A 13,633-nucleotide genomic window follows, 5' to 3' on the forward strand; every position below is an offset into this window, starting at 1 on the left:
CCTGAGTAAATTCGTATCGTTCGGCGCCCGGATTTCATCGGCTCCTCGCGCCTGGCTTGGTACGATGGGCCTCCAGGCCCCCAGTCGCTCCGGCGACACGCAGCAAGAGCCAACGACCCCCATGAGCAGCACACACCCCACCGTCCGCGACGTCACCGATCGCATCCGCGAGCGCAGCCATGGCACGCGCAGCGCCTACCTCGCAAGGCTCGCCGAAATCCGCGACCGCGACCGCGGCTCCGACCGCATGGGCTGCGCCAACGTGGCGCATGCGGTGGCCGGCATTCCGGCCAACGACAAGTTCAGGGTGGTGACCGAGCGCGCCCCCAACATCGGCATCGTCACCGCCTACAACGACATGCTCTCGGCCCACGCGCCGTACCAGGGCTACCCGGACATCATCAAGCAGGAGGCGCGGCGCCTGGGCGCCACCGCGCAGGTGGCTGGCGGCGTGCCCGCGATGTGCGACGGCGTCACGCAGGGCACGCCCGGCATGGAGCTGAGCCTGTTCAGCCGCGACGTCATCGCCATGAGCACCGCCATCGCGCTCACGCACGACATGTTCGATGGCGCGCTGCTGCTCGGCGTGTGCGACAAGATCGTGCCGGGCCTCCTGATCGGCGCGCTGCACTTCGGCCATCTGCCGACCGTGTTCGTGCCCGCGGGGCCGATGCCCTCGGGCCTCTCGAACAACGCCAAGTCGAAGGTGCGGGAGCAAGCGGCGCAGGGCCTCGTGGGCCGGCAGGGCCTGCTCGATGCGGAGATGGCGGCCTATCACACGGTGGGCACCTGCACCTTCTACGGCACCGCCAACAGCAACCAGATGCTGCTCGAGGCCATGGGCCTGCACGTGCCCGGCACGGCCTTCATCCAGCCCGGCGATGCGATGCGCGAGACGCTCACGCGCGAGGCGGTGCGCACGGTGCTCGGCAAGGCGAGCGATGCGACTTTCAACTGCCCGCCCATCGGCGAAATGGTCGACGAGCGCTGCATCGTCAACGCCATGGCCGCGCTGCTGGCCACGGGCGGCTCCACCAACCACCTCATCCACTGGGTCGCAGTGGCCCGCGCCGCGGGCATCGTGATCGACTGGGACGATTTCTCGAAGCTCTCGGACATCATTCCGCTGCTCACCCGCGTGTACCCCAACGGCAGCGCCGACGTGAACGAGTTCCAGGCCGCGGGCGGCCCGGGCTTCGTGATCGGCGAGCTGGTCGGCGCGGGCCTCATGCACGCCGACGTGCTCACCGTGCGCGCCGGCGGCATCGGCGAATTCGCCAACATCCCGACGCTGGTTGAAGGCAGCGAACAGCGCCTCGCATGGACGCCCGCCGCCCCGTCGAAGAACGACGCGGTCGCGCGCACGGTGGCCGAGCCGTTCAGCGCCACCGGCGGCCTGAAGCTGCTCAGCGGCAACCTGGGCCGCAGCGTGATCAAGGTGTCCTCCGTGCCCGACGACCGCCATGTGATCGAGGCGCCCGCGCGCGTGTTCGATTCGCAGGCCGCGCTGCAGAAGGCCTTCACCGCCGGCGAGCTGGAGCGCGACGTGGTCTGCGTGGTGCGCTGGCAGGGCCCGCAGGCCAACGGCATGCCCGAGCTGCACAAGCTCACGCCGCCGCTGTCGGTGCTGCAGGGCAAGGGCTTTCGCGTGGCATTGGTTACCGATGGGCGCATGAGCGGCGCGTCGGGCAAGATCCCCGCGGCCATCCACGTGTCGCCCGAAGCGGCCGCAGGCGGGCCGCTCGCCAAGGTGCGCGACGGCGACGTGATCCGCCTGGATGCCGTAGCGGGTACGCTCGCCGTCCTGCTGCCCGAAGACGAATGGGCCGCGCGCGAAACCGCGACGCTGCCCGACGCGCAGCGCATCGCCGACGGACACGGCCTCGGCCGAGAACTGTTCGCCGGCATGCGCCGCAACGCATTGACTGCTGAAGAAGGAGCCTGCTCATGGCTATGAACGACAAACTCACCGCCCTCGACGTGATGCGCGACGCACCGGTCATTCCGGTCATCGTGCTCAACGACGTGAAAGACGCCATTCCGCTGGCGCGCGCGCTGGTGGCCGGCGGCATCCGCATGCTCGAGGTCACGCTGCGCACGCCGCAGGCGCTGCAGTGCATCGAGGCCATCGCCAGGGAAGTGCCCGAGGCCGTGGCCGGCGCGGGCACCATCCGCAGCGCGGCCGATGCGCAAGCCTCGGCGCTGGCTGGTGCGAAGTTCGGCGTGAGCCCGGGCTACACGCGCTCGGTCGGCAAGGCCTGCCACGACCTGGGCCTGCCGCTTTTGCCCGGCGTGGCGACCGGCAGCGAAATCATGACGGCGCAGGAAGACGGCTACACCGCGCTCAAATTCTTCCCCGCGCTGCAGGCGGGCGGCCTGCCGATGCTCAAGGCCTGGCAGGGCCCGTTCGGCGACGTCACCTTCTGCCCCACGGGCGGCATCCATGCGGGCAACGCGGCCGAGTTCCTCGCGCTCTCGAACGTGGCCTGCGTGGGCGGCTCGTGGATCGTGCCGACGGATGCGATCCGCGACGGCGACTGGACGCGCATCGAACAGCTGGCACGCGCCGCGAGCCAGCTACCCCGCTGACATGCGCACCGGGTTCGATGCGAGCGACCTGAAGGTCATCGCGTTCGACGTGTTCGGCACGGTGGTCGACTGGCACAGCGGCATCGCGGCCGAGGTCGAGCGCGTGCTGCCGGGCGTGGAAGGCGCGACCTTCGCGCTCGCTTGGCGCGCCGGCTACCAGCCCGCGATGAAGGCGGTGATGGAGCGCATCGCGGCCGGCGAGGGCGGCTTCACGTTGCTCGACGAATTGCACCTGAGCATGCTCGAGCAGGTTCTGCGCGATTTCGACATGGCCGACCGCCTCGACTCGGCCGCCAAGCGCGACCTGAGCCGCGCGTGGCACCGGCTGCCGGCATGGCCCGATTCGGTGGCGGGGCTCACGCGGCTCAAGAAGAAATTCACCATCTGCACGCTCTCCAACGGCAACATCGGCTTGCTGACCGAGATGGCCAAGCGCGCCGGCCTGCCCTGGGACTGCGTGCTCTCGGCCGAAGTGTTCAAGGCCTACAAGCCCGATCCGCGCACGTACCTGGGCGTGGCCGGCGTGTTCGATGCGACGCCGGGGCAGGTGATGCTCGCGGCTGCGCACCACGACGACTTGGCTGCAGCGCGCGTGTGCGGCCTGAAGACCGCCTACATCGAGCGGCCCCACGAGTTCGGCCGCGCACAGCCGAAAGACGTCTCGCCGCAGGCCGAGAACAGCCTGCACGCGCGCGACATCGACGCGCTGGCCGATCTGCTGGGCTGCTGACCGGCAGCCCGGCCTTTCCGATCAATAGCCGTTCGCGGCGCCCGAGCGGCGGTTGTCCGCCGCGCCGCTGTAGGTGGCGCTGCCGTTCGGGTTCTGCGTCACGGCGATGCCGCTGATGCCGCTCAGGAGCCCCGTCACCAGCAGGTTGTCCGTCGTGTAGCCGAAGCGCGTGCGCATGTCGCCCGCGAGCGGCGCCAGCGCCGAGCCGGCCTCCAGCTCCGCATTGCCGTTCTGGCCCGTGAAGTTGGGCGCGTTGACGGCCGCCTGCAGGTCCAGCCCGTACACCACGTTGCCCATGAAGGTCTTCACGATGTAGTCGGGAATCGGCCCGCCGCCCGCCGAACCCCACACCAGCCGCAGCTTGCCGTCGCCGTCGAAGGCGATGGCCGGTGCGATCGAGGTGCGCGGCCGCTTGGTGCCCGCATAGCCGTTCACCTCCGATCCGCTGAGCGCCGTGCCCGCCGAGAAGTTCGACATCACGTTGTTCAGCATGATGCCGGCCGCCTCGATGTGCGCGCCCCAGTGCGTGTTGATGGTGGTGGTCATCGAGAGCGCATTGCCGTAGCCGTCGACGATGGCGACGTTGCTCGTCGTGTTCCAGTCTTCGTCGTGCGCGGCGGCGGTCGATGCCTTGGCGAGCATCGTCTTGCGGGGCTTGGCCAGCGCGGCCATCGTGTCGTAGCCGGCCGGGTCCGTCGCCACGAAGCTGCCGATGTTGCCCGCGGGCGCGGTGGCGAAGGCGGTCTCGCCGATCTGCGCGGCGCGCTTGTCGAGCTCCAGGTCGCTCAGCAGCACCGAGGCGCGCGCGTTGCTGTTCGAGTAGGCCGGATCGCCGACGACCGCGCGCCGGTCGACGTTCGCGAGCCGGCTCGCCTCGGCCGCGAGGTAGACGAAGCGCGGCGTGTCCAGCGCCTTCTCGTCCTGCACGTGCTTGCGCTCCAGGATGCCGAGCGAATACAGCGTGACGAAGCCGCCGAACGAGGGCGCGGGCTGCGTGTAGATGGTGGTGCCGAAGCGCGTGCCGACCAGCGGCTTGCGCTCCACCGCCTTGTAGGCCGGAAAGTCGGCGGGCGCCATCAGGCTCGGGATCGACGCGATGGTCGTCGCGGTGCTCGGGCTGCCTGCGGGCCCGGAGTTCGGAAGGATCGACTTGCACGGCAGGCTGTCGGTCGTGGTGCGCTGCACGATGGCTTTCACCGTGTCCTGCGCCGGGTCGTAGAAGGCGGTGGCGCCGCCGTCGCGCACGAGCTTCATCGTCTGCGCGAGCTCGGGGTTGGTGATGAGCGTGCCGATGGGCAGCGGCTTCTGCCTGGAGGCATCGGCCGGGTCGCAGTAGCGCTTGGCGATGTCGGGGTACTTGCAGCGCGGCGCGCCCCGCACCGTGTTGGCCGAGTTCACCCAGGCGGCCACGCCGGTGCCGGCGGAGACCGGGTTGCCGTCGTCGTCGAACTCGGCACTGTCCGCGTAGAGCGTCGCGTACATGTACTTGGTCATCGGGAAGCCGTTTTCGGCCAGGCCGATGGCGTCGTCCCACAGCGTGTTCCAGGCCTTCTTGCCGTAGCTGCGATGCACCAGGTCGAGCACCGCGACCGTGCCCGGAATGCCCACCGCGCGTGCGGAGATGTTGGTGTTGCCCTGTTGCGAGGAGATGCTCGCGCCGAGCGTGAGGCCCGATTTGCACAGGTTGTACGGCGGCGTGGTGGACACGTCCTGCGCGACGGCCTTGTACACGTCGGCTGCGCCGCCGGTGCTCGAGGGCGCGGCAGAGAGGCCGTCGAAGGTGCGCACCTTCTTGCTCGCCGCGTCGTAGTAGGTGATGAGCGTGCCGCCGCCCAGCCCCGAGGCGAAGGGCTCGGCCGTGCCCAGCACGGCCTGCACGGCAATCGCCGCATCGATGGCGCTGCCGCCGGTCGCCAGGATCTTGCAGCCGGCCTTGGAGGCCTCGTAGTGCGCGGAGGTCACCATCAGGTTGGTGCCGGTGATGCCGGCCGTCTGGCCGTGCGGCGCGCCGGCCTGCTGCGTGCACAGGGCGGGATCGAAGCGCACGGCGGGCGGCGTCTCGGTGCCGGGCGGCCCGGCGGGCGGGCCTGCCGGTGGCGGCGGCGCATTGGTGATCGGCAGGGAGGTGAAATTGAACGAGTTGCCGGAGCCGCCGCCGCATGCAGTGAGCGCGGCCAGCGCGGCCAAGGCGGCGACTGGAATGAGTCTGGAGGTGTGCATCGTGAAAGAAATGAAAAACGCCGACGCTGTACCGGTCGGTCGGCTTTTCAATTTATTGCAACTCGCGTGCCACCAAAGTTCTCGCTTTCCCGGTGTGCGGGCGTCTTTACAGAGGCTCAGTCTGTCAGCAGCTTCTCCACCGTGCGCAGGTTGCGTGCGGTCGTGCTCGACTTGTAGCGCGTCTTGGCCAGCAGCTTGGCCACGGGCGTGTCAGTGCTCTCGCCGCGCGGGCATTGCCAATAGAGCACGCCCTTGCCGCGCTTGAGGCGTTCGAGTTTCGGATCGACGGTGCCGGCCTTTTCCATCACCTCATCGAGCATCGCGGGGTCGGAGCCGAACACGAGGTACGGGTGGCGCTCTTCGTCGATGCGATCGAAGGGATAGGCCGCGGCCATGTCGGCCACCTGCTTCTGCGTGAGCAGCACGATCCATGCGTCGTAGCCGAAGCGTTCGCGGAGGGCCTGCTCGATGCGCTTGCGCAAGGCACTGGCATCGCTCTCGCCGGTGTCGAACATCACGTTGCCGCTCGCGAGCACCGTGCGCACTTCATCGAAGCCGAGCTCGACGAAGAGCGCCTTCAGGTCCGCGCTCTTGATCGTGATGCCATTGACGTTCACGCCGCGCAGTAGCGCGATGTGACGGGTCGCCGCATTCTTCGCGGCCGACTTCTTTGCAGCCTTCGCAGGCTTCTTCGCGGCAGCCATGGCGTTGCGCGGAACGCTCAGCGCAGGCCGGCGCCTTCGGCGGATTCGGCGCGCTGGATGAGCTCGATCTTGTAGCCATCGGGATCGGTCACGAAGGCGATCACCGTCGTGCCGCCCTTGACCGGACCGGCCTCGCGCGTCACGTTGCCGCCCGCCGCCTTGATCTTGTCGCAGGCCGCGTAGGCATCGGGCACGCCGAGTGCGATGTGGCCATAGGCGGTGCCCAGGTCGTAGCTCTCGGTGCCCCAGTTGAAGGTGAGCTCGATCTCGGCCTGGTCGGGGTTGCCCTTGTCGAAGCCGAGGAACGCGAGGCTGTATTTGTACTCGGGATTCTCGGAGGTGCGCAGCAGATTCATGCCGAGCACTTTCGTATAGAAGTCGATGGAGCGCTGGAGGTTGCCGACGCGCAGCATGGTGTGAAGGAATCGCATCTCGTGGGGCCTGTAGTTATGGAAAGGGGGAAGCCGCTATTGTCGGCTTCCCGCTGCTGCGATCAAGCCGCCGCCGTGAGCAGGTGCGACTCGTGGCGCTTCAGGAATTCCATCAGGTGCTGCGGGTACTCGGGCACCACCGCGTCGCGCACGCTCGGGCGCGCGGCCAGCGCCTTGCGCCAGGCATCGACCTTGGGGAGCGCGGCGAAGATGCGCGAATCGATGAGCGTGTCGAACACCTCGAAGTAGCGGAACACCGGCGCGAAGACCGCATCGACCAGGCTGAAGCTCTTGCCCGCGAAGTAGGGCCCGGCACCGAGCGCGGCTTCCACGCGCTCGAACTTGGCTACCAGCGCGAGGCGCTTCTGCTCGAACACGGCCGCGTCCTGCGTGGTCTCGTAACCCCAGAGGTCGGCGAGGATGGCCGAGCCGAACTCCATCCACGCGCGGTGTTCGGCGCGGGTGAGCGGGTCTTCGGGATGCAGGCGCGCGCCGGGCTGCGTCTCCTCGAGGTACTCGCAGATCACGTTGCTCTCGAACAGCACGGCCTCGGTGCCATCGGGCCGCTGCACCTTCAGCAGCGGCACCTTGCCGAGCGGCGAGATGTCGAGAAACCACTGGGGCTTGTTCGCCAGGTCGATCACGACGCGCTCGAAGGGCACGCCTTTTTCGCCGAGCGCGATGGCGGCGCGCTGGACGTAGGGGCACAGCAGGTGGCTGATGAGTGTGAGGGGTTGGGAGGTTGGGGACATGGTGGCTCTCCGTCTTGTGTTGCGTACTTGGATCGCCGCGATTCTTGCGATCCCGAACAACCTTTTCCCGGAAAGCCCATTCGCCGATTCGGCGCCTTGTGCTAGGCCGTGGTGTCGAGCCAGTGCGTGATGCGGCCGTTGTGCATCACGCCGATGCGGTCGGCCATCGCATGCGCTTCGGCCTCGTTGTGCGTGACGAGGATGGCGGTCTGGCCGGCCTGCTTCAGGATGCCGCGCACCTCGGCCGTGAGGCGTTCGCGCGTGGCGCCGTCGAGGTTGGAGAAGGGCTCGTCGAGCAGCAGAAGCGCCGGCGAGGGCGCGAGCGCGCGGGCCAGCGCGATGCGTTGCTGCTGGCCACCCGAGAGTTCGTGCGGATAGCGTTCGCCCGCATCGGCCAGGCCGACCAGCGCGAGCATTTCGGTCACACGCGACTGCTGCGCCGCGCGGCCGAGGCGGCGCAGGCCGAAGGCGACATTCTTTGCGGCCGAGAGGTGCGGGAACAGCGCGTACTCCTGGAACATCATCCCCACGCGCCGCTGCTCGGGCGGCAGGTGCGAGCGGGCGGACGAGAGCACCACCGCATCGAGGCGGATCGTGCCCGCGCGCAGCGGCTCGAAGCCCGCGATCGCGCGCAGCACGGTCGTCTTGCCGCAGCCCGAGGGGCCGAAGAGGCAGGCGATGTCGCCGGCCGCGAGCGACAGCGAAAAATCGTCGACGACGGTGTGCAGCCCGCGCGGCGTGTCGTACGCGAGCTGTATCGATTCGAGGTGCAGCGCGGAGCTCATGTGTTTTCCGGAACGGGTGCGGGCGGCGCCGTGCCCAGCTGGTTGCGCGCGAGCAGCACCACCGGCAGCAGGCCTGCCAGCACGATGGCGAGTGCGGCGATCGCGCCTTCTTCGTAGGTGCCGCGCGCGGCCTCGGCGTAGAGCCAGGTGGCCAAGGTGTCGAAGTTGGCGGGGCGCAGCAGCAGCGTGGCGGGCAGCTCCTTCATCGCATCGACGAAGACCAGCAGCGCGCCCGCGGCGATGGCCGGCTGCAGCAGCGGCAGGTGCACGCGGCGCAGCGTGCCCGCGGTGGTTTCGCCGAGCAGGCGCGAAGCCTGCTCGATGGCGGGCGGGATGCGCGCGAGGCCGGCCTCGATGCCGCCCACCGGCATCGCGAGAAAGCGGATCGCGCAGGCCACGACCAGCACGATGCCGGCGCCCATCAACGGCAGGCCTTGCCAGCCGAAGGCGGTGGCGAGCGCGGCGTCGAAGGCCAGCGCCGGCGTGAGCAGGCCGATGGCCAGCACCGTGCCCGGCACCGCGTAGCCCAGCGTGGCGGCGCGTGCCTGCCAGCGCGCGCGGTTGAGGCCCGAGCCCTGGCTGCGCGCGGCCCATGCGACGACCAGGCCCGCGCCCACGGCCACGACCGTGACGCCCGCGGCGAGCGCGAGCGTGTTGCCGAGGCTCGCGACCAATCCCTGCGAAACGCCGCCGCCCTGGCGGAGCCGCTTGGCGCTTTCCCAGACGAGATAAAGCGCCGGTGCGACAAAGCCGATCAGCACCGGCAGCGCGGTGACTGCGGTTGCCGCCCAGCCGGCACCGCCTTGCAGGCGCCGCGGCTGCACCGCGCGCATGCGCTGCGCCGAGCCGAAGCGCTGGTGCCGGCGGCCGTTGCGTTCGAGCCAGACCAGCGCCACCACCACGAACAGCATCGCGCACGCGATCTGCGCCGCGCCGGCGAGGTCCGAGCGCGTGATCCACGTCGTGTAGACCGCCACCGTGAGCGTGTTCACGCCGAGGAATTCGGAGGCGCCGATGTCGTTGAGCGTTTCGAGCAGCGCAAGGCTCAGGCCCACCGCGAGGGCAGGGCGCGCGAGCGGCAGCGCCACGCGAAAGAACGCGCCGCGCCGGCTCTCGCCCAGGGTGCGCGCGGCTTCCAGCAGGTGCGCCGGCTGCGTCATGAACATCGCGCGCGCCGTCATGTAGACATACGGATAGAGCACGAAGCCGAGCACGAAGATCGCGCCCGGCATCGAGCGCAGGTCGGGCAGGCGGAACTGGCGCGGGCTGTCGAAGCCCAGCACCCAGCGGATCGCGCCCTGCACCGGGCCGATGGGGTGCAGCAGGTCGAGGTACGCGAAGGCGACGATGTAGGTCGGCATCGCGAGCGGCAGCAGCAGCGCCCAGTGCAGCACGCCGCGCCCCGGAAAGTCATGCGCGGTGACGAGCCATGCGCAGCCGGTGCCGATCACCAGCACCAGCGTGCCGACACCGGCCAGCAGCAGCGCCGTGTTGAGCGCCGCCTGCGGCAGCACGTGCGCGAACAGCGGCCCCCAATGCCCGGTGCCCGTGCCGAACGCGAGCCACAGGAGCGTGAGCACCGGCGCGAGCACGCCGATGGCGATCGCGAACGAAGCAAGGCGCCAGACCGGTCCTGCGGCTTGCAGGGCTGGTGGCTGGCGCCGTGTCATTTGCATGCTTCAGGCACCGGCGAGGCGTGCCTGTCTGTGTCCATCACTGGTCGAAGCCGACCTTGTCCACGAGTGCGCTGGCCTGTTTACGGTACTTGGCGATCTCGGTGAGCGGCAGCGGATCGACCTTCAGCTCGCCGATGGTCTGGCCGATGATCGGGTCGAGCGCCACGCCCTTTCGCACCGGGTACTCGTAGTTAGTCTGCGCATAGAGCGCCTGCGCCGGCTCGGACACCAGGAACTCGAGCAGCTTGACCGCGTTGGCGCGCTGCGGCGCGTTCTTCGCCACGGCCGCGCCGCTGATGTTGACGTGCGTGCCGCCGCTCTTTGCATTCGCGAAAGTCGGGCGCACCACCTTGATCGCATCGCCCCACTTGCGCGCGTCGGTGCCTTCCTTGGCGCTCTTCATCTGGCCGACGTAGTACGAGTTGGCGATGCCGATGTCGCAGATGCCGCCGAGGATGTCGCGCGCCACGTCGCGGTCGCCGCCCGTGGCCTTGCGCGCCAGGTTGGCCTTCACGCCGCGCAGCCACTGCTCGGCCTTGGCTTCGCCGTCATGCGCGATCAGTGCCGCGACGAGGGCCGTGTTGTAGGGATGCTGGCCCGCGCGGATGCAGACCTTGCCCTTGTATTTCGGATTCGCGAGGTCTTCGTAGCGGAAGCTCGTGAGCGGCTGCGCCTTGTCGGCGTAGAGCACGCGGGCGCGCAGCGAAAGCGCGAACCACTGGCCGTCTGCGCCGCGCAGGTTGGCGGGAATGGCCGATTCGAGCGCGGGCGATTTCACGGGCTGCGTCACGCCGCCATCGACGAGGTCCATGAGGTTGCCGATGTCCACGGTCATCAGCACGTCGGCCGGCGAGCGCGCGCCCTCGGCCTTGACGCGCTCCAGCAGCCCGTCCTTCACGAACACGGTGTTGACCTTGATGCCGCTTTGCGCGCTGAAGGCGGAGATCAGCGGCTGGATCAGCGCGGACTCGCGCGTCGTGTAGAGCGTGAGTTCTTCGGCGGCATGCGCGGGCAGGGCGGCGAGGGCGAGCCAGGCGGTGGTGACACCGATCAGTGCGTGCGCAGCGCGGGTGGTGGCGCCGGAGCGTTGGGTCATGGATCCTCCAGATCGGTAACGTGTTCTTGGGAGACACCGGCGGCTGGCATGCAGCGCCGATGAGAACAATTATCAACAGGAGGGAGGGAAAAGAGCCTTTTGGACTTACGAGCCGAAGGCCTACTGGGGCGTCACCGGGCCGGAGGAATCTCGAACACCAGGCACGTCGTCGTCGCGTGCGCGTACAGCGTGCCGTCTGCTCCGACGAGCCGCGCCTCGGCGGTCGCGAGCTGCTTGCCGCAGTGGATCACCTTGCCCTCCGCGCGCACCCGCTGCACCTTGGGCGTGAGGCCCTTGACGTAGTTCACGCTGAGCTCGGCGGTCGTGTAGGCGCGGCCGGCGGGCATCATGGTGTGGACCGAGCAGCCCAGGGCCGAATCGAGCATCGTGGCGACCCAGCCGCCGTGGATGGTGCCCAGCGGGTTCAGGTGCTGCGCGAGCGGCGTGCCCTGGAACACGGCCACGCCGGGGCTTACGGAAACGATCGTGAAATCCAGCGTCTTGGCGATGGCCGCGTAGGGAATGTCGCCGTTCAGCATCGCCTGCATCACTTGGAGCCCGGTCTTGCCAGCGATCTGCTCGGGGCGGGCGAGGCCGGGGCCGGGGCCGTTGTCCAGGCGCTCGATGATCACGCGCTCTTCGGCGATCCATGCGTCGAGCTGGTCGAGCTTGCTGGTGGGTTGCGTCATGCCTGTATTTCTCCTGGGGGCTTTGGCGGAATGATTGGGTTGCATATGCAACAGTTGCACCTACAATAATACCCCATGGACATCCAGACCAAGCCGCGCGGCTGCACCAGTTTCAAGGTTCGACAGCTCATGCGTCGCCTGTCGACGCACTACGACGCCGAGGTGTCAAAGAGCGGCCTGAAGACCACGCAGTATTCGCTGCTGTCGCATCTGAAGCGCCTGGGCGCCGTCCGCCCGGTGGACTTCGCGGCCGAGCTCAAGATGACCGCCTCCACCCTGAGCCGCAACATGCAGCCGCTGATCGCCGCCGGCTGGGTCACGCAGAGCGCCGGCGCCGATGCGCGCAGCCGTCTGGTGGCGCTCACGCCCGAGGGCGACGCCAAGTGGCGGGAAGCCCAGCACCACTGGAAGATCGCGCAGCAGAAGCTCAACGCACTGCTGGGGGTGGAGCGCGTGCTGGCGCTGCACCTGCTGATCGACGAGTCGCTCGAGCTGTTCGGCGTCGAAGACGCGCCCGACTGCAGCGACTGACCCGGACCGCCCGCAACACCCGACCACACACCTTTCGCCCGGCGCGCATGGCCGCGCATGGCCCTCGCTTTCTCTCCTCCTCCACACCCTATTCCAACAGCAGAGGCCCCATGTTCGCCACCCAAGTTTCCGCATGGCTGCAGCGCCGCGGCATCCACTACGGATGGATCGTCGCCGCCATCACCTTCCTGACGATGCTGACGATGTCGGCCGCGCTCGGCCTGCCGGGCGCGATGCTGCAGCCGCTCACCAAGGAGTTCGGCTGGAGCACCGAGCAGATCTCCTCGGCGCTCGCCCTGCGCTTCGCGCTCTTCGGCCTCATGGGCCCGTTCGCCGCGGTGCTGATGGAGCGTTATGGCCTCCGCGCGGTGATCTGCACCGGCCTCGCGCTGGTGGGCCTGGGCATGGCGCTGGTCACCATGGCCTCGCAGCTGTGGCAGCTCTTCGTGCTCTGGAGCCTGATGCTGGGCCTGGGCACCGGCATGACCGCGCTGGTGCTCGGCGCGGTGGTGGCCAACCGCTGGTTCGTCGCGCGCCGCGGGCTGGTCATCGGCATGCTCACGGCCAGTTCGGCAACGGGGCAGCTGGCGTTCCTGCCGTTCGCGGCCTGGATGATCGAGCACTGGGGCTGGCGCTCGGCCATCGTGCCGATCGTGATCGGCAGCGTACTGATCGCGGTGCTCGCGCTGTGCCTCATGCGCAACCGCCCATCCGACCTCGGCCTGCTGCCCTATGGCGAGGTGCCCGGCACGCAACCCGCCGCACCGGCGGCGCCCGTGGCGATGATGAACTTCGCCACGCCGTTCCGCGTGCTGCGGGAAGTGGCGACCAACCGCACCTTCCTGATCCTGGCCGCCACCTTCTTCATCTGCGGCCTGAGCACCAACGGCCTCGTGCAGACGCACTTCATCTCGCTGTGCGGCGACAACGGCATGGGCGCCGTGCCCGCGGCCTCGGTGCTCGCGATGATGGGCGCGTTCGACTTCGTGGGCACCATCCTCTCGGGCTGGCTCTCGGACCGCTACGACAACCGCAAGCTGCTCTTCTGGTACTACGGCCTGCGCGGGCTGTCGCTCTTCTGGCTGCCGCATTCGGAATTCACGATCTACGGCCTGGGCCTCTTCGCGATGTTCTACGGCCTCGACTGGATCGCCACCGTGCCGCCGACCGTCAAGCTCGCGGGCGCCGCCTTCGGCCCCGCCAAGGTGGGCCTCGTGTTCGGCTGGGTCTTCGCCGCGCACCAGCTGGGCGCCGCCACGGCCGCCTACGGCGCGGGCTTTGCGCGCACGCTGCTCCTGACCTACACGCCGGCGCTGTACGCGGCCGGTGCCGCCTGCCTCGTCGCGGCCGCGATCGTCATGCTGATCCGCCGCCCCGCAGCCAAGACCGGCGCGCCGGTCACGCCCGCGGCGGCAGCGCGCGCCTGATCA

13 protein-coding genes are annotated in these 13,633 nt (G+C 69.1%); 5 read left to right on the plus strand and 8 right to left on the minus strand.

Translation table 11 applies throughout. The features are described from left to right. The first annotated feature begins 121 nt into the window (after window positions 1-121). Genes edd through ACZYRS_RS11495 form a run of 3 tightly spaced genes read left to right on the plus strand, consistent with a single transcriptional unit; the run spans window position 122 to window position 3,319 of the window. A complete protein-coding gene (edd, locus tag ACZYRS_RS11485) occupies window positions 122-1,957 on the plus strand; it encodes a phosphogluconate dehydratase (RefSeq protein ID WP_463419365.1) in 1,836 nt (611 codons plus the stop codon). Continuing rightward, a complete protein-coding gene (gene eda, locus ACZYRS_RS11490; RefSeq protein WP_463422478.1) occupies window positions 1,954-2,589 on the plus strand; it encodes a bifunctional 4-hydroxy-2-oxoglutarate aldolase/2-dehydro-3-deoxy-phosphogluconate aldolase in 636 nt (211 codons plus the stop codon). The genes edd and eda overlap by 4 nt, the downstream gene beginning before the upstream one ends. Before the next feature lies 1 nt (window position 2,590). After that, complete coding sequence (locus ACZYRS_RS11495; RefSeq protein WP_198789160.1) at window positions 2,591-3,319, plus strand: haloacid dehalogenase type II; 729 nt, start codon at window positions 2,591-2,593, stop codon at window positions 3,317-3,319. Between the two features lie 21 nt (window positions 3,320-3,340). Here ACZYRS_RS11495 and ACZYRS_RS11500 read toward each other — a convergent pair whose 3' ends face one another. From ACZYRS_RS11500 to ACZYRS_RS11535, 8 genes are all read right to left on the minus strand, one after another. Next, the gene (locus tag ACZYRS_RS11500) at window positions 3,341-5,539 is read right to left on the minus strand and encodes a gamma-glutamyltransferase family protein (protein WP_463419366.1); all 2,199 of its coding nucleotides are present in this window, start codon (window positions 5,537-5,539) and stop codon (window positions 3,341-3,343) included. Window positions 5,540-5,655: 116 nt separating this feature from the next. Continuing rightward, window positions 5,656-6,243 carry a DUF1697 domain-containing protein gene (locus ACZYRS_RS11505; RefSeq protein WP_463419367.1) on the minus strand — a complete coding sequence of 196 codons (588 nt, stop codon included), beginning with the start codon at window positions 6,241-6,243 and terminating at the stop codon, window positions 5,656-5,658. A gap of 17 nt (window positions 6,244-6,260) precedes the next feature. Continuing rightward, on the minus strand, window positions 6,261-6,674 hold the full coding sequence (gloA, locus tag ACZYRS_RS11510) for a lactoylglutathione lyase (protein ID WP_198789166.1): 414 nt from the start codon (window positions 6,672-6,674) through the stop codon (window positions 6,261-6,263). Between the two features lie 62 nt (window positions 6,675-6,736). Next, the gene (locus ACZYRS_RS11515) at window positions 6,737-7,426 is read right to left on the minus strand and encodes a glutathione S-transferase family protein (protein WP_463419368.1); all 690 of its coding nucleotides are present in this window, start codon (window positions 7,424-7,426) and stop codon (window positions 6,737-6,739) included. A 101-nt stretch (window positions 7,427-7,527) separates the two neighbouring features. Further along, the gene (locus ACZYRS_RS11520) at window positions 7,528-8,211 is read right to left on the minus strand and encodes an ABC transporter ATP-binding protein (RefSeq protein ID WP_463419369.1); all 684 of its coding nucleotides are present in this window, start codon (window positions 8,209-8,211) and stop codon (window positions 7,528-7,530) included. Beyond that, window positions 8,208-9,881, minus strand: a complete 1,674-nt coding sequence (locus ACZYRS_RS11525; RefSeq protein WP_463419370.1) for an ABC transporter permease — start codon at window positions 9,879-9,881, stop codon at window positions 8,208-8,210. The genes ACZYRS_RS11520 and ACZYRS_RS11525 overlap by 4 nt, the downstream gene beginning before the upstream one ends. A 43-nt stretch (window positions 9,882-9,924) precedes the next feature. Next, window positions 9,925-10,983, minus strand: a complete 1,059-nt coding sequence (locus ACZYRS_RS11530) for a Fe(3+) ABC transporter substrate-binding protein (protein WP_463419371.1) — start codon at window positions 10,981-10,983, stop codon at window positions 9,925-9,927. A 131-nt stretch (window positions 10,984-11,114) separates the two neighbouring features. Further along, window positions 11,115-11,672, minus strand: a complete 558-nt coding sequence (locus ACZYRS_RS11535; protein WP_463419372.1) for a PaaI family thioesterase — start codon at window positions 11,670-11,672, stop codon at window positions 11,115-11,117. A gap of 75 nt (window positions 11,673-11,747) precedes the next feature. Here ACZYRS_RS11535 and ACZYRS_RS11540 point away from each other — a divergent pair, with 75 nt between their 5' ends. Together ACZYRS_RS11540 and ACZYRS_RS11545 are read left to right on the plus strand one after the other, a co-directional pair. Next, window positions 11,748-12,203, plus strand: coding sequence for a MarR family winged helix-turn-helix transcriptional regulator (locus ACZYRS_RS11540; RefSeq protein ID WP_463419373.1), 456 nt, complete (start codon window positions 11,748-11,750; stop codon window positions 12,201-12,203). Window positions 12,204-12,313: 110 nt separating this feature from the next. Continuing rightward, window positions 12,314-13,630: an MFS transporter gene (locus ACZYRS_RS11545; protein WP_463419374.1), complete on the plus strand. Its 1,317-nt coding sequence runs from the start codon at window positions 12,314-12,316 to the stop codon at window positions 13,628-13,630. The last annotated feature ends 3 nt before the right edge of the window (window positions 13,631-13,633 follow it).

This window comes from Variovorax sp. AC194, from assembly GCF_979257995.1.

What these genes read in the sequence shown, in the direction of transcription:
- edd (WP_463419365.1), top strand. Translation starts at nt 122, where the DNA reads ATGAGCAGCACACACCCCACCGTCCGCGACGTCACCGATCGCATCCGC.
- eda (WP_463422478.1), top strand. Translation starts at nt 1,954, where the DNA reads ATGAACGACAAACTCACCGCCCTCGACGTGATGCGCGACGCACCGGTC.
- ACZYRS_RS11495 (WP_198789160.1), top strand. Translation starts at nt 2,591, where the DNA reads ATGCGCACCGGGTTCGATGCGAGCGACCTGAAGGTCATCGCGTTCGAC.
- ACZYRS_RS11500 (WP_463419366.1), bottom strand. Translation starts at nt 5,539, where the DNA reads ATGCACACCTCCAGACTCATTCCAGTCGCCGCCTTGGCCGCGCTGGCC.
- ACZYRS_RS11505 (WP_463419367.1), bottom strand. Translation starts at nt 6,243, where the DNA reads ATGGCTGCCGCGAAGAAGCCTGCGAAGGCTGCAAAGAAGTCGGCCGCG.
- gloA (WP_198789166.1), bottom strand. Translation starts at nt 6,674, where the DNA reads ATGCGATTCCTTCACACCATGCTGCGCGTCGGCAACCTCCAGCGCTCC.
- ACZYRS_RS11515 (WP_463419368.1), bottom strand. Translation starts at nt 7,426, where the DNA reads ATGTCCCCAACCTCCCAACCCCTCACACTCATCAGCCACCTGCTGTGC.
- ACZYRS_RS11520 (WP_463419369.1), bottom strand. Translation starts at nt 8,211, where the DNA reads ATGAGCTCCGCGCTGCACCTCGAATCGATACAGCTCGCGTACGACACG.
- ACZYRS_RS11525 (WP_463419370.1), bottom strand. Translation starts at nt 9,881, where the DNA reads ATGACACGGCGCCAGCCACCAGCCCTGCAAGCCGCAGGACCGGTCTGG.
- ACZYRS_RS11530 (WP_463419371.1), bottom strand. Translation starts at nt 10,983, where the DNA reads ATGACCCAACGCTCCGGCGCCACCACCCGCGCTGCGCACGCACTGATC.
- ACZYRS_RS11535 (WP_463419372.1), bottom strand. Translation starts at nt 11,672, where the DNA reads ATGACGCAACCCACCAGCAAGCTCGACCAGCTCGACGCATGGATCGCC.
- ACZYRS_RS11540 (WP_463419373.1), top strand. Translation starts at nt 11,748, where the DNA reads ATGGACATCCAGACCAAGCCGCGCGGCTGCACCAGTTTCAAGGTTCGA.
- ACZYRS_RS11545 (WP_463419374.1), top strand. Translation starts at nt 12,314, where the DNA reads ATGTTCGCCACCCAAGTTTCCGCATGGCTGCAGCGCCGCGGCATCCAC.